The 19,757-nt window shown below is 70.9% G+C and carries 15 protein-coding genes; 5 read left to right on the plus strand and 10 right to left on the minus strand.

What is annotated here, in order from left to right; genetic code table 11:
* Positions 1-12 precede the first annotated feature (12 nt).
* Together rng and ACFO6Q_RS09855 are read right to left on the minus strand one after the other, a co-directional pair.
* Complete coding sequence (gene rng / locus ACFO6Q_RS09850) at positions 13-1,491, minus strand: ribonuclease G (protein WP_380020502.1); 1,479 nt, start codon at positions 1,489-1,491, stop codon at positions 13-15.
* A gap of 185 nt (positions 1,492-1,676) precedes the next feature.
* Positions 1,677-3,716 (minus strand): choice-of-anchor J domain-containing protein, encoded by a 2,040-nt coding sequence (locus tag ACFO6Q_RS09855; RefSeq protein WP_380020504.1) that lies wholly within the window; start codon positions 3,714-3,716, stop codon positions 1,677-1,679.
* 325 nt (positions 3,717-4,041) lie between these two features.
* Between ACFO6Q_RS09855 and ACFO6Q_RS09860 the strand changes: the two genes are divergently transcribed.
* The gene (locus ACFO6Q_RS09860) at positions 4,042-6,396 is read left to right on the plus strand and encodes a winged helix-turn-helix domain-containing protein (protein WP_380020505.1); all 2,355 of its coding nucleotides are present in this window, start codon (positions 4,042-4,044) and stop codon (positions 6,394-6,396) included.
* 110 nt (positions 6,397-6,506) lie between these two features.
* Complete coding sequence (locus ACFO6Q_RS09865) at positions 6,507-6,995, plus strand: hypothetical protein (protein WP_380020507.1); 489 nt, start codon at positions 6,507-6,509, stop codon at positions 6,993-6,995.
* Between the two features lie 151 nt (positions 6,996-7,146).
* Here ACFO6Q_RS09865 and ACFO6Q_RS09870 read toward each other — a convergent pair whose 3' ends face one another.
* Positions 7,147-7,722, minus strand: a complete 576-nt coding sequence (locus ACFO6Q_RS09870; protein ID WP_380020508.1) for a Maf family protein — start codon at positions 7,720-7,722, stop codon at positions 7,147-7,149.
* Between the two features lie 224 nt (positions 7,723-7,946).
* Here ACFO6Q_RS09870 and ACFO6Q_RS09875 point away from each other — a divergent pair, with 224 nt between their 5' ends.
* Positions 7,947-8,306 carry a hypothetical protein gene (locus tag ACFO6Q_RS09875; RefSeq protein ID WP_380020511.1) on the plus strand — a complete coding sequence of 120 codons (360 nt, stop codon included), beginning with the start codon at positions 7,947-7,949 and terminating at the stop codon, positions 8,304-8,306.
* A 21-nt stretch (positions 8,307-8,327) separates the two neighbouring features.
* On the opposite strand, the gene rlmH is transcribed toward ACFO6Q_RS09875, so the two are convergent.
* Both rlmH and rsfS read right to left on the minus strand, forming a co-directional pair.
* The gene (gene rlmH, locus ACFO6Q_RS09880) at positions 8,328-8,798 is read right to left on the minus strand and encodes a 23S rRNA (pseudouridine(1915)-N(3))-methyltransferase RlmH (RefSeq protein ID WP_380020513.1); all 471 of its coding nucleotides are present in this window, start codon (positions 8,796-8,798) and stop codon (positions 8,328-8,330) included.
* A gap of 209 nt (positions 8,799-9,007) precedes the next feature.
* Positions 9,008-9,340, minus strand: coding sequence for a ribosome silencing factor (gene rsfS / locus ACFO6Q_RS09885; RefSeq protein WP_380020732.1), 333 nt, complete (start codon positions 9,338-9,340; stop codon positions 9,008-9,010).
* 423 nt (positions 9,341-9,763) lie between these two features.
* Between rsfS and ACFO6Q_RS09890 the strand changes: the two genes are divergently transcribed.
* The gene (locus ACFO6Q_RS09890) at positions 9,764-11,428 is read left to right on the plus strand and encodes an FG-GAP repeat domain-containing protein (RefSeq protein ID WP_380020514.1); all 1,665 of its coding nucleotides are present in this window, start codon (positions 9,764-9,766) and stop codon (positions 11,426-11,428) included.
* Between the two features lie 326 nt (positions 11,429-11,754).
* Positions 11,755-13,842 carry a DEAD/DEAH box helicase gene (locus ACFO6Q_RS09895; protein ID WP_380020516.1) on the plus strand — a complete coding sequence of 696 codons (2,088 nt, stop codon included), beginning with the start codon at positions 11,755-11,757 and terminating at the stop codon, positions 13,840-13,842.
* A 142-nt stretch (positions 13,843-13,984) separates the two neighbouring features.
* On the opposite strand, the gene nadD is transcribed toward ACFO6Q_RS09895, so the two are convergent.
* From nadD to leuS, 5 genes are all read right to left on the minus strand, one after another.
* Positions 13,985-14,635, minus strand: a complete 651-nt coding sequence (gene nadD / locus ACFO6Q_RS09900; protein ID WP_380020517.1) for a nicotinate-nucleotide adenylyltransferase — start codon at positions 14,633-14,635, stop codon at positions 13,985-13,987.
* The gene (holA, locus tag ACFO6Q_RS09905; RefSeq protein WP_380020518.1) at positions 14,632-15,654 is read right to left on the minus strand and encodes a DNA polymerase III subunit delta; all 1,023 of its coding nucleotides are present in this window, start codon (positions 15,652-15,654) and stop codon (positions 14,632-14,634) included. Before holA ends, nadD begins: the two co-directional genes overlap by 4 nt.
* A gap of 27 nt (positions 15,655-15,681) precedes the next feature.
* Positions 15,682-16,194 (minus strand): LPS-assembly lipoprotein LptE, encoded by a 513-nt coding sequence (locus tag ACFO6Q_RS09910; RefSeq protein WP_380020521.1) that lies wholly within the window; start codon positions 16,192-16,194, stop codon positions 15,682-15,684.
* On the minus strand, positions 16,191-16,838 hold the full coding sequence (locus ACFO6Q_RS09915) for a glutathione S-transferase family protein (protein ID WP_380020524.1): 648 nt from the start codon (positions 16,836-16,838) through the stop codon (positions 16,191-16,193). The genes ACFO6Q_RS09910 and ACFO6Q_RS09915 overlap by 4 nt, the downstream gene beginning before the upstream one ends.
* Before the next feature lie 120 nt (positions 16,839-16,958).
* Positions 16,959-19,709 (minus strand): leucine--tRNA ligase, encoded by a 2,751-nt coding sequence (gene leuS, locus ACFO6Q_RS09920; RefSeq protein WP_380020527.1) that lies wholly within the window; start codon positions 19,707-19,709, stop codon positions 16,959-16,961.
* Positions 19,710-19,757 lie beyond the last annotated feature (48 nt).

A 19,757-nucleotide genomic window follows, 5' to 3' on the forward strand; every position in this document is an offset into this window, starting at 1 on the left:
CACGGGCACGCGCTACAGCACGACGACATCGTACTGTTCCTGCGAATAGTGCTCCTCGGCCTGGAAGCGGATCGTCTTGCCGATGAACTCCTCCAGCTCGGCGACCGCGGCGGAATCCTCCTCGAGGATCCGGTTGACGACCTTCGGCGCGGCCAGCACGAGCAGCTGCTTGGCTTCGAACTGGCGCACCGCGCGCGTGATCTCGCGGAAGATCTCGTAGGTCACGGTCTCGGCGGTCTTCAGGCTGCCGCGGCCGCTGCAGGCCGGGCATGGCTCACACAACTGGCGCTCAAGGCTCTCGGTGGTGCGCTTGCGCGTCATCTCCACCAGGCCCAGCGGCGACATGTCGTAGACGGTCGCCTTGGCCGGGTCGCGCGCCATCGACTTCTGCAGCTGGCGCAGCACCTGGCGTTGGTGCTCGGCGTCGGTCATGTCGATGAAGTCGATGATGATGATGCCGCCGAGGTTGCGCAGGCGCAGCTGGCGCGCGGCGGCCTGCGCGGCCTCGAGATTGGTGCGGAACACGGTCTCTTCGAGGTTGCGCGAGCCGAGGAACGCGCCGGTGTTGACGTCGATGGTGGTCATGGCCTCGGTCTGGTCGACGATCAGGTAGCCGCCCGACTTGAGCGGCACCTCCTTGCGCAGCGCCTTCTGGATCTCGTCCTCGACGCCGTTGAGGTCGAAGATCGGGCGCTCGCCCGGGTAATGCTCCACCCGTTCGGCCAACTCCGGCATGAACTGCTGCGCGAAACGCGAGGCGCGCTCGTAGGTCTCGCGCGAATCCACGCGCACCTTCTCGATCGACGGCCGCATCAGGTCGCGCAGCGCGCGCAGCGGCAGGTTGAGGTCCTCGTAGATGCAGCGGCCGACCTTGGCCGTCTCGATGTCGCGCTGCACCGCCGTCCACAGGCGGCCGAGATAGTCGACGTCCTCGGCCAGCGCCTCGCGCGACTCGCCTTCGGCATTGGTGCGAACGATGTAGCCGAAGCGCGTCTCGCCGAGCAGCTCGACCAGGGTTTCCTTCAGGCGCGCGCGCTCGGCCTCGTCCTCGATGCGCACGGAAACGCCGAGCACCTTGCTGTAAGGCAGCAGGACCAGATGCCGCGACGGGATCGACAGGTGCGTGGTCAGGCGCGCGCCCTTGGTGCCGATCGGGTCCTTGACCACCTGCACCACGATCTCCTGGCCGTCGCGGACCAGCTCGCCGATCGGCGGCGTCGGCGCCGGCGCCGCGTCGCCGTTGTCGCCGATCAGGGGCGCCGGCAGGCGCACGATGTCGGAGGCGTGCAGGAACGCCGCGCGTTCCAGGCCGACCTCGACGAAGGCCGCCTGCATGCCCGGCATGACCCGGCTGACCTTGCCCTTGTAGATGTTGCCGACGTAACCGCGCCGGCTCGCGCGCTCGACCTGCACCTCCTGCAGCATGCCGTTCTCGACCAGCGCCACGCGCGTCTCCCGCGGAGTCACGTTGATCAGGATTTCTTCGGACATGCAAGGCACTTGGCGAGGGAAGCTGATGAGACTTATAGCTTTCCCGGCGCGTTCTTGTCGAATGCGGATCGCGCCGCGCAAGGATTGTTTGCCGAGCGCCGCCGGGTGTTCCCGGCAACGGCCCGGACGGTGGCGCGCGGGCACCCAAGGCCCGCGCGCCGGTTCCGCTCGCGAACGGGCGCGGGTCAGCGTCCGGGCGCGACCTGCAGCGGCTCGGCCGCCCCTTCGAGCAGGAAGCCGAGCCCGTCGCCGGTCTTCACCGACGCGATCGCCAGCGCGGCGCCCGCCTCGACAGCCGACCAGGGGCTGACCTGCTCGGCGTCCGGCGCGGCGACGCGCAGGCGCACGTAGCTGCGCGCGCCCAGGCTGAAGCGGTCGACGCCGACCTCGCGCGCGCCGTCGCGCAGCACCGGCATGCGCTCGACGCGGCCGGCGACGCTGGCGGGCGGCAGCGCGAACACGTGGCTCGACTCGCCGTCCAGCAGCGCCGTCGCGGCGGCGCCCTGCAGCATCGGCGGCGGCGACCCGTCGCCGTTGGTGCCGTCGGCGCCGTCGACGTCGAAGCCGTCGCGGATGACCACCAGCGTGTTGCTGTCGGAAGCCAGCATGGCGCCGTCGACGTTGACCTGGTACGTCACCCTCGGCTCGGCGGTCACCGCCCGCACCGGTATGGTGACCAGCCAGGTCAGGCTGCCGCCCGCCGGCAAGGTGACCGTGTCGATCAGCGGACCCGTACCGGTCGGCGCGCAGACCGCGCCGTTGCCGCCGTCGAGGCAGATCCAGCGGGCCTGTGCGTCGTTCAGGCCGGCCGACAGCACGGACGACAGCGCGATCCCGCTCGCCACGCCGTTGCCGGCGTTGCTCAGCCTGACCGTGTAGTCGACGACCTGGCTGTAGCGGGCGTAGTCGCGACCGTCGGCGATGCTGGCGGAAACCTGCGCGAGCGCGTCGACGCACGTCACCGCGACATTGCTCACGTCGGCGCCGGCGAGCGTGCCGGCACCGTTGGCCACGCCGCAGATCTGCGCCGGACCGGTCGGCTGCGTCGCCACCGTCACCGAATACGCCGAACCGTCGATGATCGGCGGGAACGCGAACGCGCCGTTCGCGCTGACCGGCAGGGAACTGCCGCCGTTGAGCTGCAGGGTCAGGCCGCTGCCGCTGAGGCCGCTGACGCTGCCGCCGACGGCGTACTGGTTGACCGTGCAGGTGACCTGCACGTTGGTGACGTCGCCGCTGCCGATCAGGCCCGAGTCGTTGCTGACCGCGCAGGTCCGCTGCGGCGTGGAGACCGGCTGCGAGGCGACGGTGACCGCATAGGCGCCGCCGCTGGGGATGTACGCGGGGAACTGGAAGGAACCGTTCGCCGCGACCGACAGGTCGTTGCCGCCGTTGAGCCGCAGCACCAGTCCCGAGCCGGCCAGTCCGCTCACGTTGCCGCCGACCCGGTACTCCGGCGCGCCCGTCGAATACACCACGCGATCGATGCCGATGAAGTCCGAATTGGTGCCCGCGCTGCCGGCATTGGTCACGAAGTAGCGGAATGCGACGCGGCCGCGGCCGTTGCGCGGCAGGCCGCTGACCGTGTACTGCGTCCAGGCCTGCGGATAGCCGCCGACGACCAGGTTCGGGTTCACCGTCAGCACGTGGTTGGTGAAGACGCCGACCGCGGTCGCGCCGGCGCCGACGTTGGTGTCGGGGCCGGCGGTGCTGTAGCGCACTTCCAGGCGGTCGGGGTATTCGGGATTGCCGGCGGCGATCGCCGGCTTGCGCGTATAGAAGGTCAGCTGCGCATTGCCGCCGAAATCCAGCTCCGGCGTCAGCAGCCAGTTGCTGATCGTGCCGGGCGAGGTGCTCGAGGCATTGTTGAAGTTGGCCGCGATGTAGGCGTTGTTCGCGCCGTCGTAGGCGTTGAACGGGCCGGGGGTCGGCGTCGCGGTGGTCGGAACGCCCTGGAACCAGCCGATGGTGCCGATCGGGCTGCTGTTGTTCTGCATGTACCAGCCGCGGCCGGCGAGCTGGGTGATGTCGTCGAAGCCTTCGCTGAGGCTCGATACGGTCGGCACGGCGACCGGGATGGTCGACACGGACGGCGCGACCGGCGCCGCCGCCGGCGACGCGGCCGCCGCCCGGTGCAAGGCCGCGCCGGTGTCCGCGGCCGCGGCCGGTGCGGCCACGGCGAGCGCGGAGGTCAACAATGCGATACGGAAAACGAAAGGACGCATCAAAGTAATCCCCTTGTTGTGCTGAATGAAGGCGGCTGGCCGCCGCCTAACGTGTGGGAGCCCGAAAAGCCGCCCTCCCGGCGGACTTTCGAGTCGCAGAATCCGAAGTGACGACCATCCTGCGGCCGTCGTGGAGCGCTTCGGACGCTGCTCCGTCGATCAAGCACTGATGTGGCGCCTCCCTGTGCCACAGGCGCTTCCAGCTTTTTACGAAGGACCCGCGTCGATGCGCAGGTCGTGCGGAAACGGACCGGGCGGGGGCCGATGTCTGGCCCGGACCCGACTGGCAGCTTAGAATTCAGGCCCCGCGACACCCGGAACAGGTGTGCCCACCCCTTCACGCTTCCGCACCGGAGAGTACCTGATCGATCTCGGTGCTCGTGAGATCCACTGCACCGGACGAACGGTCGAGATCGAGGCGAAAGTCTTCGACCTTATCGCCCTTCTGCTGCACAACCGCGACCGCGCGCTGTCCAAGCGCGAGCTCAACACGGCCCTGTGGGGCGATCGCCCGGTCACCGACGCGGCGCTGTCGCAGCAGCTGCGCAAGGCGCGCCGCGCGCTCGGCGACGACGGCGACGCGCAGCGCGTGATCCGCACCGTGCACGGCCGCGGCCTACGCTGGGTCGCGCCTGTGGTCGCCGTCGACGGCGACGAAGACGCGCCGGCGCAGGCCGGGCCGCCGCCCGTAGCGCTGGCGCCGGTGCCCCCGGAGACCGGACCGCGCACCGGTGCTCGCATCGGGTACTTCGCGGCGGCGCTGGCGGCGCTGCTGCTCGCCGCGGCCCTGCTGCTGCGGCACGAATCCGTGCCGCCGGCGCTCGGCATGACGCAGCGCCTGGCGGTGCTGCCGGTCGTCGACCGCAGCGGCGAGACCGCGCTGGCCTGGACGCGCAACGGCCTGATGGGCCTGATGACGAGCCTGTTCGGGCGCAGCGAGCGGATCGAGATCGTCGCCGCCGGCAGCGTGCAGGCGGTGGTCGGCGACCGTGCGCAATTCGATGCGCCGACGCTGCAGCAGCTGCGCCGCGCGCTCGGCGCGACGCATTTCCTGGCCGGCGAGCTGCGCCGGCTCGGGCCGGTCTACGAACTCGACGTCCGCCTGATCGCCGACGGCGGCGCCGAGCGCCGCGACACCCTGCACGGCAGCGAGCCCGCCGCGCTGGCCGCCGACGCGGTCGCGCGCGTGCGGCGCTGGCTCGATCTCGACCCGCCGCAGCCGGCCGACGTCGGCGCCGCCGGCAGCGCCAATCCGTTCGTCGCCGAGGCCTACGCGCGCGGCCTCGACGCGCAGCTGCGCGGCGACGCGCCGATGGCCAAGAAGTACTTCTCGATCTGCCTCGACCACGATCCCGGCCTGGCCTGGCCGCGCCTCGGCCTGGCGACGGCGCAGGCGCGCAGCGGCGAGATCGCGCAGAGCCTGGACAACGCCGGCAAGGTTGCCGCCGCGGCGCGCGAGCGCAAGGATCCCGACCTGCTGGTGCCGGCGCTCAAGCAGCTCGCCTCGCTGGCGTTCGGCCGCGGCGACCTCGACGGCGCCGCCGCGCTGCTCGACGAGGCGCTGGCGGCGCTGCCGCCGCAGGGGCGGCCGCTGGCCCTGATCGACCTGCTGGTCGCCTACGGCTCGGTCGAGGACGAACGCGGCCGCTTCGGCCAATCGCGCCGTCACTTCGAACGCGCGCTCGAGCTCGCCCGCGCCGCCGGCAGCCGGCGCGGCGAAGCCTCGGTACTGGTGAACCTGGCCAGCCTCGACAACGGTGCCGGCGACGCGGCTGCCGCCGCGAGCGCGCTGCGCACCGGCCTCGACGCCGCACGGGCGGCCGGCGATGCGTACCTGGAAGGCGCCACGCTCGGCAATCTGGGCGCGACCGAAGCGAACCAGGGCCGCCTGCTCGACGCCGCCGCGCTGTTCAAGCAGGCCATCGCGCTGGCGCGCACGCGCGGCGATCTCAACCTGCAGATGCTCGCCGGCACGCAGCTGGTGTGGACGCTGGCGCCGTTCGGCCAGCGCGAGGATGCGCGCCAGCTGGCCGCGCAGATGCTGGCCGCCGCCGAGCGCGAGAAGAATCCCTACTGGCAGGCCGACGTGCGCTGGGCGATGGCCGGCCTCGCCGCGCGCCGGCGCGACTGGCCGCTCGCCTTCGACGAACTGGAGCAGTCGCGCCGGCTCTACGCCGAGGCCGCGATGGAGCGCAACATCGTGCAGGTGCTGGTCGACACGGTGGCGATCGCCGCGCAGGCGGGCGATGCGCCGCGTGCGCAGGCCGCAGCGAACGAATTCCGGCGCCTCACCGCGAACGGCGCGGACGCGGCGCACTGGCGACCGTGGCAGCCGCTGGTCGCCGCGCTCGAACGCGGCGCCGCCGGCGACCTCGCCGGCGCGGCGGACGACCTGGCCCGTCTGCTCGACGCCGACGGACCGGTCAACGGCGCGGTGGCGCAGGCGGCGCTGTTCCAGCTCGGCCGCTGGCAGCTCGCGCTGGACCGCCCGGCCGACCTGCTGGCGCGGCCGCAATGGAAGCCGTGGCTGGAGCAGCATCCGGACGCGATCGCGCTGCGCGTCGCCGCCCTGCGCGCCGCCGGCCGCACCGACGAAGCCGAGGCCGGACAGGCGCGCCTGGACCAGCTGGCGCAATCGCCCGAACTGGAATTCGACGCGAGCTGGCTGGCGGCGTTCTGAGCGCCGCGATCCGCAGCCGATCACGCTTCGTCGAGCCGGCGTCACGAATCCGTCATGACTGCCCGCCGCGTCCGCGCTGCAATGGGGCCTCGCTCACCACGGAGACCTGCATGACTCGCGCGACGCTCGCTGCCTTCCTGGCCTTCGCATCCACCCTGGGCGCCGCAACGGCCCGGGCCGAACCCGCCGTCTGGCGTTTCGACTTCCCCGACTTCGCCACCTCCGCCTACACGTTCGGCTATTTCGGCGACGAGGAGGGGCCGTTCACCGGCCGCATCGTCAGCACGACCCTGGTCATCCACTACACCACCCAGGACGCGCAGGACGCGGCCAACTTCTACTACACCTTCGACGTGCCGACCCTGGACGGGACGGAGACGCACATCCACGTGGAAGGCGCCGACCAGGGCTGGTCCGGCCAGGGCACGTTCGACTACGTGATCGAGAACACCGACCGCTTCAACGGCACGATCCGCACCGGCCGCTTCGCCACCGAAATGGACGGCGGCGGCGCGTTCACCGACTCCTACATCGAGTTCACCGTCGACGCCGAACCGCGCGATCCGATCTTCGACGACGGTTTCGAGTCGCTGGAATAGAGGCGGAGAGCGAAAAGATCCGCCGATCCAAACACGAAGGACACGAAGATCACGAAGAAACGCGAACGGGACGGAAGACGCGCGAACGCCGTACACCCGGAACTTCTTCTGCCCTTCTTCGTGTTCTTCGTGTCGAAGCCTTTCGCCCTGCTCAACCGGCGCCGAAGCGCCGCAGCAGCTCGCCGGTCTCGTACAGCGGCAGCCCCATGACACCGCTGTAGCTGCCTTCCAGGTGGCGCACGAAGCGGCCGGCGCGCCCCTGGATCGCGTAGGCGCCGGCGCGGCCGAAGGCCTCGCCGCTGGCGACGTAGGCGGCGATGGCGGCCTCGTCCAGCGGCATGAACTCGACCGTCGACAGGCTGGTCGCGTGCTCCTCGCGGCCGGCGCTGACCAGCCATACTGTCGACACCACGCGGTGCGCGCGGCCGGACAGGCGGCGCAACATCGCCGCGGCGTCGGCGGCGTCGGCCGGCTTGCCGAACACCTCGTCGTCGAGCACCACCTCGGTGTCGGCGCCGAGCACCAGCGCGTCCGGCACCGCGCCCAGCTGCAGCAGGCCGGCGCCGGCCTTCTCGCGCGCGACGCGGCTGACGTAGTCCTGCGGCGACTCGCCCGGCTCGCGCCGTTCCGGCACGTCGACGTCGACGACCTCGAACCCGACGCCGATCTGGCCGAGCAGCTCGCGCCGGCGCGGCGATTGCGAAGCGAGGAAGAGCCGGATCGTCATTTGGGGTGACCCATGAAATGGCAAGCCGCACAGACTGCCGCGCCGGCGGCGGCGAAGCAATCGTTGCGACGGCCACTCCGCCCCATCACGCAACGCCGCGCAAATCCGTGAAGAAGCTTCGACCAAAGGAAACAAATTGAAAGGTGGACCTTTTTCCGCCGAACCCCGCCCCACAATGCGCGCATCGCATCGCGGCACCCGCCGTGCACGGAAAAAGACCCGCCATGATCGTCACCGCCTTCGGCCTGCTCGCCGCCGCCTCGCTGCAGATGGCGCGCTTCGGCCCGCACCAGAACGTCGTCGTCGAGCGCATCCACGACCAGCCCGCCATCTCGGCCTACGGCGATGCGCACGTGGTGCGCCTGCGCGGCTCGGCGGCGCAGTTCGCGCAATGCGTCGCCGGCATCCGCTCCGGCCAGGCCACGCAATGCACCTTCGCGCACAGCGGCTCGCTGGACTTCCGCCCGATCGACGGCGGCAACTACCAGTTCCGCTTCAACGACGCGCTGAAGGCCAACGTCGTCGATTTCGTCGTCGACGCGAACGGACTGAAGAACGCGCTCGACGCGATGGCCAACATCTGACCGATCCGCTGCCGCGCCGGCTCAGGCGCGGTGGTAGGGATGCCCGGCGTTGATCGACGTCGCGCGATACAGCTGCTCGGCGACCACCAGCCGCACCAGCATGTGCGGCAGGGTCAGCGGGCCGAGCGACCAGCGCTGGTCGGCGCGCGCGAGCACCTCGTCGGCGTGGCCGTCGGGACCTCCGATCAGGATCGCCAGATCGCGGCCGGACATGCGCCAGCGCGCCAGCTCGGCCGCCAGCTGTTCGCTCGACCACGGCTTGCCGCGGCCGTCGAGCGCGACGACGTGGCAGTCCTTCGGCAGCGCCGCCAGCACGGCGGCGCCCTCGTCGGCGATCGCGCGGGCGGGATCGCGGCTCTTGCCGCGGTTGCCGAGCGGGATTTCGACCAGGTCCAGCGGAAGTTCGTGCGACAGGCGCTTGCGGTATTCGGCCAAGCCGTCCGCGACCCAGGCCGGCATGCGCTCGCCGACCGAGATCAGGCGGGTTTTCACGTGCGGCCTCCGAAAGGGTCGTGATTCCCGCGAACGCGCAGCGGCGCAGGCAGGCCGGGCCTCGTCGCGATGAGCGAGGGAGGCGGCCATCCGCGCAGCGAACGCGCCGCCGGGCCGCCTGTGCAATGCATGCCGTCATCCGCGCCACCGTTTCGATGGCTGCCCGCGTTCGCGGGCACGGCGTCGGCTCGACGGCGGGCAGTCGTCCCTCAGACCGCGGCGGCGTATTCGGCGTCGCCGACCGTCCACAGGCGCTCCAGGCCGTAGAACTCGCGCGTGCGCGGCAGCATCACGTGGACGATCACGTCGCCGAGGTCGACCAGCACCCATTCCGCCTCGCGCTGGCCTTCCACGCCGATCGGCGGCTGGCCGGCCTGCTTGGCCTTCCGGACGACCTCGTCGGCGAGCGACTTCACGTGCCGCGACGAGGTGCCGCTGGCGATCACGAGCAGGTCGGCGACCGAACTCTTGCCGCGCACGTCGATCTCCTGCACGTCCTTCGCCTTCAGATTGTCGAGCGCGTCCAGCACCACGCTGCGCAGCCGCTCGGCCGGATCGACGGCCTTGGGACGGGTACGCGGCCTGGCCGCGGGCTTCGCGGCGACGGGTGCGGGCTTGCGCGGCGCGGCGGTTTTCTTCTTCGCGGCGACCGGCGTCTTCTTCGCGACCGCTTTCTTCGCGGCAACCGCCTTGCGGGCGGGCGCGGATTTCTTCGCGGTAGCGGAGGTCTTGCGGGGGGCGGCCTTGGCGGCCTTGGAAGTTCCGGCCTTGAGCGGCCGTTCGCGTTTTTCCGACGTAGCCAAGTAGGCGACCTCGATCGTGCCAGGCGCCGGGATCGGCGCGGGCCGAGTATATGCGGATTTCGTTGACGGGTACCTGACGGCGGCGGCAGCATGCGGGCGCCGCAACCTTTCGCCGCCGAAGACGAACTCAGGCAGAGCGACTTCCGATTCCGGGGAACTGCGATGGCGCGTCCGTACCTCCCGCTCGCCCTGCTGGTGCTGGCTTCCGCCGCCACGGCGCAGGTCACCTTCAGCGACGTCACGCCGACGACGGCGCCCTATTTCGCGACGCCGGCCGACGAGGATTTCTGGATCAATTCGATCGCCCCGGCAGACTACGACGGCGACGGCCGCACGGACCTCGCCGTGATCGGCTTCTACGTCGTCTACGACGTCAGCGTCGAGGACAAGCTGCTCCTGCTGCACAACGACGGCGAAGGCGGCGACGGGCGCTGGGCGTTCACGACCGTCGAGCTGCCCCTGAACGGCATGATCGCCGGCGCCTCCGACCTGGCCTGGGGCGACGTCGACGGCGACGGCGACCACGATCTCGTCGTCGCCTCGAGCGGCGCGATGGCGCTGTATCGCAACGACGGCGGCAGCCTGGTCGCGACCGACGTGGCGCTGCCGGCCTACTACGAGGACTCCGAGTACGAGGACACCTACGACCTGCGCTCGCTCACGTTCGCCGACGTCGACAACGACGGCGACCTCGACCTGCTGGTGCCCTCGGTCTACGACGAGGCGAACTTCGCGTTCAGCACGCGCCTGCTGCGCAACGACGGCGACGACGGCGCCGGCGGCTGGACCTTCACCGACACCGCCGCGGCGATCGACCCGAGCGTGAACGCGCAGAGCGCCTGGGCCGACGAGGACGGCGACGGCGATCTCGACCTGCTGCTGGCGAACGTCGATCCGAACACCGAGCAAGGCTTCGTGCGCCTCTTCCGCAACGACGCCGACGGCTTCCACGCCGAGGATCCGCTCGGCATCCGCATCGCGCACGGCCTGGCCGACATGGCCGACGTCGACGCCGATGGCGACCAGGACCTGCTGGTGGCCGGCAACGTGCAGGAACCGGACGAAACCTTCGTCACCGTCGTGCGCCTGTACCGCAAGGAAGCCGCCGGCTACGTCGCCGAAGACCTGATCGCCGCGCCGGCCGGCGACTGGCTCGACTTCAACGCGGCGACCTGGGCCGACTACGATTCCGACGGCGACGTCGACCTGCTGGTCACCGGCAGCTACGTCGGCGACAGCGAGATCGCCGGCAAGTCGGAGATCTACGCCAACGACGGCGGCGCCTTCGCGCCGATCGGCGTGCAGCTGCCGGCGCCGATCGGTTCGATCGGGCGCGGCGGCGCGTTCACCTGGCTGGATCTCGACGGCGACGGCGACCTCGACTATCTCGTCGCCGGCGGCTTCTTCGTGCCCGGCGGCAACGGCCTGGTCGAGGCGCAGATCCACCTGTTCCGCAACGACGCCGTGGCGGCCAATGCCGCACCGGCGGCGCCCACCGGCCTGGCACTGGCGCCTTCCGGCGAGGACGGCATCGCGCTGAGCTGGAACGCCGCCGTCGACGACCACACGCCGGCCGCGCAGCTGACCTACGACCTGGAACTCTGGCGCGACGCGGTGCCGGTCGCCCTGCCCGGGCGCCTGCCGCAGCCCGGCTCGATCGGCAACGGGCTGCGCCGCGACCTCGCCGGCCTGCCGCCGGGGCACTACGTGTGGCGCGTCGCCGCGGTCGACAGCGCCTACGCCGGCAGCGCCCCGGCCGGCGGCGAGTTCACCCTGCCGCTCGCCGCGGATGCGATCTTCGCCGACGGCTTCGATCCGGCCCAATAGGCTTCCGTCACCTCTCCCGCTCGCGCGGGAGGTCGAAGCCGCCCCCCAAGGCGGCTGAGGGTGAGCGCAGGATGCGCGAACGGATGCGGAGCAGGGACAGCGCAGCCGCGCTGGAAGCGCGGATGAGGGAAAGCGCAGTCGGGCAGCGCACGCTCGAGCAACCCTCCCCGGCGCGCTCCCCATCGGCATCCCGGCCTCGGTCCCGGCCGCTCCGGACGGCCTCGGCCACGAGCGGGAAAGGCAGAACCGCAGCCGCCGGCCACGCCCGCGAACCGATCGCGCTAAACTACGCGATCCTTTCTGCCGCGGCGCGACCGCTTTTTCTCATGTCGAACGCGGACCGCGAAGACGTTTCATCCTCCCCCGCCTTTGGCGACCTCGGCCTCGCCGAGGCGCTGCTGCAGGCCCTGTCGGCGGTCGGCTACGAGACGCCGTCGCCGATCCAGGCGGCGACCATCCCGCCCCTGCTCGAAGGCCGCGACGTGCTCGGCCAGGCGCAGACCGGCACCGGCAAGACCGCCGCGTTCGCGCTGCCGATCCTGTCGCGGCTGGACCTGAGTAAAAGCAAGCCGCAGGCGCTGGTGCTGGCGCCGACGCGCGAACTGGCGATCCAGGTGGCCGAAGCCTTCCAGCGCTACGCCTCGCATCTGCCCGGCTTCCACGTGCTGCCGATCTACGGCGGACAGAGCTACGGCCCGCAGCTCGCCGGCCTGCGCCGCGGCGCGCACGTCGTGGTCGGCACGCCCGGGCGCGTGATCGACCACCTCGAGCGCGGCTCGCTCGATCTCTCCGGGCTGACCACGCTGGTGCTCGACGAAGCCGACGAGATGCTGCGCATGGGCTTCATCGACGACGTCGAGACGGTGCTGAAGAAGACGCCGCCGGAGCGCCAGGTGGCGCTGTTCTCGGCGACGATGCCGGCGCCGATCCGACGCATCGCGCAGACCTACCTGCGCGAGCCGGCCGAGATCACCATCAAGGCGAAGACCACCACCGCAACGAACATCCGCCAGCGCTACTGGTACGTCAGCGGCGTGCAGAAGCTCGACGCGCTCACGCGCATCCTCGAGGCCGAGCCGTTCGAGGCGATGATCGTGTTCGCGCGCACCAAGCAGGCCACCGAGGAACTCGCCGGCAAGCTGCAGGCGCGCGGCTTCGACGCGGCCGCGATCAACGGCGACATCGTGCAGGCGCAGCGCGAACGGCTGATCCAGCAGCTCAAGGACGGCAAGCTCGACATCCTGGTCGCCACCGACGTCGCCGCGCGCGGCCTCGACGTCGAACGCATCAGCCACGTGCTCAACTACGACATCCCCACCGACACCGAAGCCTACGTGCACCGCATCGGCCGCACCGGGCGCGCCGGCCGCAGCGGCGAGGCGATCCTGTTCGTCGCGCCGCGCGAGAAGCGCCTGCTGATGGCGATCGAGCGCGCCACGCGCCAGCCGATCGCCGAGATGCAGCTGCCCAGCGTCGAAGCGGTCAACGACCAGCGCATCACCAAGTTCAAGCAGCGTATCGCCGATGCGCTGGCGGCCGACGACCTGGGCGTGTTCCGCCAGCTGATCGAGCAGTTCGAGCAGGAGCGCAACGTGCCGGCGATCGAGATCGCCGCGGCGCTGGCCCGGCTGGCGCAGGGCGGCCAGCCGCTGCTGCTGGAGGCGCCGGCACGCTTCGACCGCACGCGCGCGTTCGAGCGCGACGCGCGAGGCTCCGAGCGTCCGTCGCGCGAGCGCGGTGAACGCGAGCCGCGTGGCGCGCGCGAACGCGGCGATGAACGCGAGCGGCAGCACCGCGGCGCCGCCGCGCGCAGTTCGTCGCCGTCGTTCCCGCGGACGCGGGAGGCGCTTCACGACGGTCCGCAGGAGCGGCCGTCCACCGCGCCTGCGCGAAGCGAAAAGCCCGCGGATGCACGCGCTCGCGGGCATGACGTCGACAAGGCGCCGGGAGCCGCCGCGCCCCGTCCCCATCGCGACGCAGCACCGCACGAACGCCCTGCGCACATGCAGCGCGACGAAACGGCGCGTCCGGCACGCACGCGCCGCGACGAGGCCACGCGCGCGCCCGAGTCCGGTTTCGAGACCTTCCGCATCGAGGTCGGCAACGACCACGGCGTGAAGCCGGGCAACATCGTCGGCGCGATCGCCAACGAGGCCGGGCTGGATTCCAAGCACATCGGCCGCGTCGACATCCGCGACGACCACAGCTTCGTCGACCTGCCCGAAGGCATGCCGTCGGAGATCTTCAAGCACCTGAAGAAGGTCTGGGTCTCCGGCCAGCAGCTGCGCATCACGCGCGGCGGCGATGCACCGGAGTCCGGCAAGCCGCGCAAACCGCACGCGGCCAAGCCGCCGTCGTTCCGTCCCAAGCCGCAAGGCGGCTTCGACAAGCCCAAGCGGCGGCCGAAAGGCTGACGCTCAGCGGTACGTTCGAAAAAGCAATTCCTCGCAGAGGCGCAGAGAGCGCGGAGAGAGCAAAGAAATCTTTCTCTGCGTTCTCTGCGCCTCTGCGAGAAAACACTTTTTTTTTTGGCCTTCCGGAGAACGCAGAAGCTCCTCAGCCCTCACCCCGATACGGCGCCAGCAGCGCCGGATCGGCGAACAGCGCGTCCGGCATCAGATAGCGCGGCTCGCGGCCGTCGGCGAGCAGCGCGCGCACCTGCGTGGCGGAGATGTCCAGCGGCGTGACCGGGATCGCGATCACGCGCCCGGCCGGCGCCTCGCGCACGAAGCGCGTCTCGGTGCAGCGGCGCGAGGCGATCTTGGTGCGCAGCTCGGTCGGCAGCGTGCCGTTGTGGCCGGGCCGCGTCAGCACGCCGATGTGGGCGAGCTCGAACAGTTCCTTCCAGCGATGCCATTGCGGCAGGCCGGCGAACGCGTCGGCGCCGACCAGCAGCACCAGCGAACGCTCCTCGCCCAGTTCGGCGCGCAGCTCGAGCAGGGTGTCGACCGTGTACGACGGCCCTTCGCGGCGCAGCTCGCGCATGTCCAGCGTCAGCCGGTCCTGGCCGGCCAGCGCGGCGCGCACCAGTCCGGCGCGCTGCGTCGCGCCCGCCACCGGCTGATCGCGGTGCGGCGGCACGTTCGCCGGCACCAGGCGTACCTCGGCGTCGAGGAACTCGGCCGCTTCCCACGCCACGCGCAGGTGCGCGTTGTGGATCGGATCGAAGGTGCCGCCGAACAGGGCGAGCGGACGCGCGGCGTTCATGCGAGCAGTTCCCCGCCGCGGCGCGGCGCGGCGATCGCGGCGATCAGCCGCTCCAGCTCGCGCCAGCCGTCGCCGTCGCCGCGCCCCTTGGCGATGCGGTCGATGCGCCCGGCCTGGGCCAGGCAGCGCTCCCAGTGCGCGCGGTCGCCGTTCTTCAGCGCGCGGCGGAACAGCGACTCGCGTGACGAGGGCCAGATGCGTTCGTTGCGCAGCGCGGCGTCGACGCTGCCGCCGGCCGAGGCCACGCGCAGCAGCAGCCGCAGCTGCGTGAGCAGCCAGCCGAGCAGCGGAATCAGTTCCTCGCCCTCGGCGCGCAGGCCGGCGACGATGCGCAGCGCGCGCCCGGCGTCGCCGCCGATGGCGGCGTCGGCCAGACGGAACACGTCGTAGCGCGCGTCGTCGGCGACGCTCGCCTCCAGCGTCGGCAGGTCGACGGTGGTGCCGGCGTGCAGCAGTGCGAGCTTGTCGATTTCCTGGCTGGCCGCCAGGAGGTTGCCTTCGACGCGCTCGGCCAGCAGCGCGATCGCATCGGGCGTGGCCTTCAGGCCGCGGCCGGCCATGCGCGCACCGATCCAGTCGGGCAGTTCGGCCGGCTTGAGCGGCCACACCGGCACGGCCGCGCCGACGCGCTCGATCGCCTTCGACCAGGCGCCCTCGTGCTTGCCGCTCCAGTCGTTGGCGCTGACCAGCAGCACCGTGTCGTCCGGCGGCGCCTGGCAGTAGTCGACGATCGCGGCGGAGCCGTCCTTGCCCGGCCGGCCGGTCGGCAGGCGCAGGTCGATCAGCTTGCGGCTGGCGAACAGCGAGAGCGAGCGGCCGGCGTCGCCGAGCCGGTTCCAGTCGAAACCGGCCTCGACGTCGAGCACCTCGCGTTCGAGATAACCCAGTTCCTTGGCGCGCGCACGCAGCGCATCGGCCGCCTCGAGCACCAGCAGGTGCTCGGCGCCGGCGATCAGGTACGCCGGCTTCAGCTCGCCGGAGGCGAGCTGCTTGCGCAGCGCGGGCAGGGTCGTCGCCATCGCGGCGTGCGGCGGCTCAGCCGCGCCTCACGGCTGCTGCGCGTGCGCGACGGCCTCGAGACGGCGCAGGACCGTCTGCACCATGTCGCGCTGCAGTTCCTTCGTCAGCAGGTCGGTCTCGGCGGCGACGCCCAGCGCCTGGCTGGCGTCGAAGGTGAACTCGCGCGTCAGCTCGATCGTCTGCCTGGGCAGCAGCGCCGTGCCGGCGGCGTTCTCGACCTGGAACTCGACGTGATAGCGCAGCGAATACTCGTTGGCGCGGGCGGTGCCGCTGACCGAGAGCACGTCGGTGGTGAACGAATTCGCGACGAACTTCATGACCGCCACGCCGTCCTCGACCGTGTCGACGACCGTCGCGCCGGCGCGCGGCAGCGCCTTGACCAGGTCCTTGCCCAGCGGGCTGTTCGGATCGACGCCGGCGATGTGGATGCGCTGCATGCTCGCCGGCAGCTGCGCTTCCTTGCGTAGGTGGAAGCCGCAGCCGGCCAGCGCGAGGGCGAGGACGGCGACGACGGCGAAAGCGATGCGGCGATGGATCATGTGCGGGTTCCGGCAGCGATCGGAGGACTGGCGATCAGCAGATCATACGGTGCCTGCCAGCCCGGCAGCGAGCGGATGCGCGCCAGCCACTGCACGATCGCCGGCCACGGGGCGAGATCGACGCCGGCCTGGTCGGTCCAGAACAGGTAGCCGCAGCACGACGCGTCGGCGATCGTCGGCGCGCCGCCGAGCAGGAAGTCGCGCTCGCGCAGGGCAAGGTCGAGGCGGTCGAAATCGGCCTGCATGCGCGCGCTCCAGTACGCCTCCAGCGCCTGGCCGGCCGGCGTGAAGCGGCGCGAGAAGCGCAGGTGCGGAAAGCTCATCGCCAGCCGGTTCGCCTCCCAGGCCAGCCACTCGCGCACGCGCGTGCGCTCGGCCGGCGTGGCGCCGTCGAGCCTGCCGTGACGGCGCGCGAGATGGTCGAGGATCGCGTTCGACTGGCACACCGCCAGGCCGTCCTCGTCGACCAGCACCGGCACCTCGCCGAACAGCGAGACGCGGCGGAAGTCCTCCGGCCGCTGCTCGCGCGGCAGGTTCAGGTCGACCGCGCGCTGCTCGAACGGCACGCCCATCAGGCTCAGCGCCAGCGCCACCTTGTAGCTGTGGCCGGATTCGCGGTGGGAATAGAGGATGGGTCTGGTCATGAGCAGCACGTTCGTGACGCCGTCATTCCGGCGGAAGCCGCAATCCGTTTCGATCGCGCCGGCAGCCCAGGCCGGACAGACCCCGGCTTGCGCCGGGACGACGCGACCGGACGCTTCCCTTCACACCACGATGTTCACGATCTTGCCCGGCACCACGATGATCTTCTTCGGCGTGGCGCCGGCGACGAACTCGGCCACGCGCGGCTCGGCCAGCGCGGCGCGTTCGATCTCCTCGCGCCCCGCGGCGACCGGCATCTCGATCGTGCCGCGCAGCTTGCCGTTGACCTGCACGGCCAGCTTGACGGCGTCCTTCACCAGCGCAGCCTCGTCGACGGCCGGCCAGGGAAGATCCTCGAGCAGCGTCTCGGCGTGGCCCAGCGCCTGCCACAGGGCGTGGCAGGCGTGCGGGGTGACCGGATTGAGCAGCAGCACCATCGCCTGCAGCGCTTCGTGGCGCACTGCGCGCCCCTGCTCGCTGCCGCCCTGCTCGGCGCTGCCGTCGAAGCGGCCGACCGCGTTGAGCAGCTCCATCAGCGCGGCGATCGCGGTGTTGAACGCGTAGCGGCGGCCGATGTCGTCGGAGACCTTCTGGATCGTCTCGTGCACCTGGCGGCGCAGCGTTTTCTGCTGAGGACTGAGGGCTGAGGGCTGAGGGCTGAGAGCCGAGGGCTGAGGGCTGGTGGCAACACCGCCTTGCACGTGGTTGGCGACCTCGCGCCAGAGCCGGCGCAGGAAGCGTGCCATGCCCTCGACGCCGGCCTCGTTCCATTCCAGCGACTGGTCCGGCGGCGCGGCGAACATCGAGAACAGGCGCACCGTGTCGGCGCCGAACTTGCCGACCATCGACTGCGGATCGACGCCGTTGTTCTTCGACTTCGACATCTTCTCGATGCCGCCGATCTGCACCGGCCGGCCGTCGCTCCGGAGCACGGCGCCGACCACGCGCGCCTTGTCGTCGCGCTGGATCTCCACGTCGGCCGGGTTGATCCATTCCTTGGAGCCGTCGGCGTTGTCGCGGTAGAACGTCTCGGCGATGACCATGCCCTGGCACAGCAGGTTGGTCGCCGGCTCGTCGCTGTGCACCAAGCCCTCGTCGCGCAGCAGCTTGTGATAGAAGCGGAAGTACAGAAGATGCAGGATCGCGTGCTCGATGCCGCCGATGTACTGGTCGACCGGCAGCCAGTAGTTGGCACGCTCGTCGATCTGCGCCGAGGCGCCCGGCGAGGTGTAGCGCGCGTAGTACCAGCTCGACTCCATGAAGGTGTCGAAGGTGTCGGTCTCGCGCTCGGCCGGACCGCCGCACTGCGGGCAGGTGGTCTTGCGCCACTGCGGATCGGCCTTGATCGGCGACTGCACGCCCATGAACTCGACGTCTTCGGGCAGCAGCACCGGCAACTGGTCCTCGGGCACCGGCACCGCGTCGCACTTGGGGCAGTAGACGATCGGAATCGGGCAGCCCCAGTAGCGCTGGCGCGACACGCCCCAGTCGCGCAGGCGCCAGTTGACGCGGCGCGCGCCCTTGCCTTCCTTCTCGAAGCGCGCGGCCAGCGCGTCGAACGCGCCGCGGTAGTCCAGGCCGTCGTAGTCGCCGGAATTCACCAGCGTGCCGTAGTCGGTGTAGGCGCCGTCCTCGACGATCGCGCGCTCGAATTCCTCGACGATGCTTTGCGCGGCGGCCGGCTCGTAGGGATCGATCGCGCGGCTCTCGCCGAGCGCGGCGCTCATCGGATCGGGGTTGCGCGCGGCGTCGCGGCCGAGCTCGCGTATCGCGTCGCGCACCGCGTCGCTGACGATCACCATCCTGATCAGCAGGTCGTACTTGGTGGCGAACTCCCAGTCACGCTGGTCGTGGCCGGGCACCGCCATCACCGCGCCGGTGCCGTAGCCCATCAGCACGAAGTTGGCGATCCACACCGGCAGCTTCTCGCCGGTGACCGGATGGATCGCGGTCAGGCCGGTGTCGATGCCCTTCTTCTCGGCCGTCTCGATCTCGGCCTCGGCGGTGCCGCCGTGGCGGCATTCCTCGACGAAGGCGGCGACCAGCGGCTTGTCCTTGGCCGCCTTCAGCGCCAGCGGGTGCTCGGCGGCGACGGCGAGGTAGGTCACGCCCATCAGCGTGTCCGGACGCGTCGTGAACACCGTCAGCGGCTCGCTCTCGCCCTCGACGGCGAACTGGATCTCCAGCCCTTCCGAGCGGCCGATCCAGTTGCGCTGCATGGTCTTGACCGAATCCGGCCAGCCCGGCAGCCGGTCGAGGCCGTCGAGCAGCTCCTGCGCGTAGTCGGTGATCTTCAGGAACCACTGCGGAATCTCGCGCTTCTCCACCAGCGCGCCGGTGCGCCAGCCGCGGCCGTCGATGACCTGCTCGTTGGCGAGCACGGTCTGGTCGACCGGATCCCAGTTCACGACCGAGTTCTTGCGATACGCCAGGCCCTTCCTGAACAGGCGCACGAACATGCGCTGCTCGTGCACGTAGTAGTCCGGGCGGCAGGTGGCGAACTCGCGCGACCAGTCGATCGCGTAGCCCATGGTCTTGAGCTGCGCGCGCATGTGGTCGATGTTGGCGTAGGTCCACTTCGCCGGCGCGGTCTTGTTCTTGATCGCGGCGTTCTCGGCCGGCAGGCCGAACGCGTCCCAGGCCATCGGCTGCAGCACGTTGCGGCCGCGCATGCGCTGGTAGCGGCTGATCACGTCGCCGATCGTGTAGTTGCGCACGTGCCCCATGTGCAGCGCGCCGGACGGATACGGCAGCATCGACAGGCAGAAGAACTTCGGCCGCGCCGGATCCTCCTTCACCTCGAAGGCGCGCGTGTCGTTCCAGAATTTCTGCGCGGCGGCTTCGACCGCCTGCGGTTCGTAGGTTTCCTGCATGGGGATTCGGCGCGGCCGCGGCCACGCGCTCAGTCGACGAAAGTGATG

Source organism: Dokdonella ginsengisoli, assembly GCF_042652785.1.
In the GTDB taxonomy this organism is placed as follows: domain Bacteria; phylum Pseudomonadota; class Gammaproteobacteria; order Xanthomonadales; family Rhodanobacteraceae; genus Dokdonella_A; species Dokdonella_A ginsengisoli.

What these genes read in the sequence shown, in the direction of transcription:
- rng (WP_380020502.1), bottom strand. Translation starts at nt 1,491, where the DNA reads ATGTCCGAAGAAATCCTGATCAACGTGACTCCGCGGGAGACGCGCGTG.
- ACFO6Q_RS09855 (WP_380020504.1), bottom strand. Translation starts at nt 3,716, where the DNA reads ATGCGTCCTTTCGTTTTCCGTATCGCATTGTTGACCTCCGCGCTCGCC.
- ACFO6Q_RS09865 (WP_380020507.1), top strand. Translation starts at nt 6,507, where the DNA reads ATGACTCGCGCGACGCTCGCTGCCTTCCTGGCCTTCGCATCCACCCTG.
- ACFO6Q_RS09870 (WP_380020508.1), bottom strand. Translation starts at nt 7,722, where the DNA reads ATGACGATCCGGCTCTTCCTCGCTTCGCAATCGCCGCGCCGGCGCGAG.
- ACFO6Q_RS09875 (WP_380020511.1), top strand. Translation starts at nt 7,947, where the DNA reads ATGATCGTCACCGCCTTCGGCCTGCTCGCCGCCGCCTCGCTGCAGATG.
- ACFO6Q_RS09890 (WP_380020514.1), top strand. Translation starts at nt 9,764, where the DNA reads ATGGCGCGTCCGTACCTCCCGCTCGCCCTGCTGGTGCTGGCTTCCGCC.
- ACFO6Q_RS09895 (WP_380020516.1), top strand. Translation starts at nt 11,755, where the DNA reads ATGTCGAACGCGGACCGCGAAGACGTTTCATCCTCCCCCGCCTTTGGC.
- nadD (WP_380020517.1), bottom strand. Translation starts at nt 14,635, where the DNA reads ATGAACGCCGCGCGTCCGCTCGCCCTGTTCGGCGGCACCTTCGATCCG.
- holA (WP_380020518.1), bottom strand. Translation starts at nt 15,654, where the DNA reads ATGGCGACGACCCTGCCCGCGCTGCGCAAGCAGCTCGCCTCCGGCGAG.
- ACFO6Q_RS09910 (WP_380020521.1), bottom strand. Translation starts at nt 16,194, where the DNA reads ATGATCCATCGCCGCATCGCTTTCGCCGTCGTCGCCGTCCTCGCCCTC.
- ACFO6Q_RS09915 (WP_380020524.1), bottom strand. Translation starts at nt 16,838, where the DNA reads ATGACCAGACCCATCCTCTATTCCCACCGCGAATCCGGCCACAGCTAC.
- leuS (WP_380020527.1), bottom strand. Translation starts at nt 19,709, where the DNA reads ATGCAGGAAACCTACGAACCGCAGGCGGTCGAAGCCGCCGCGCAGAAA.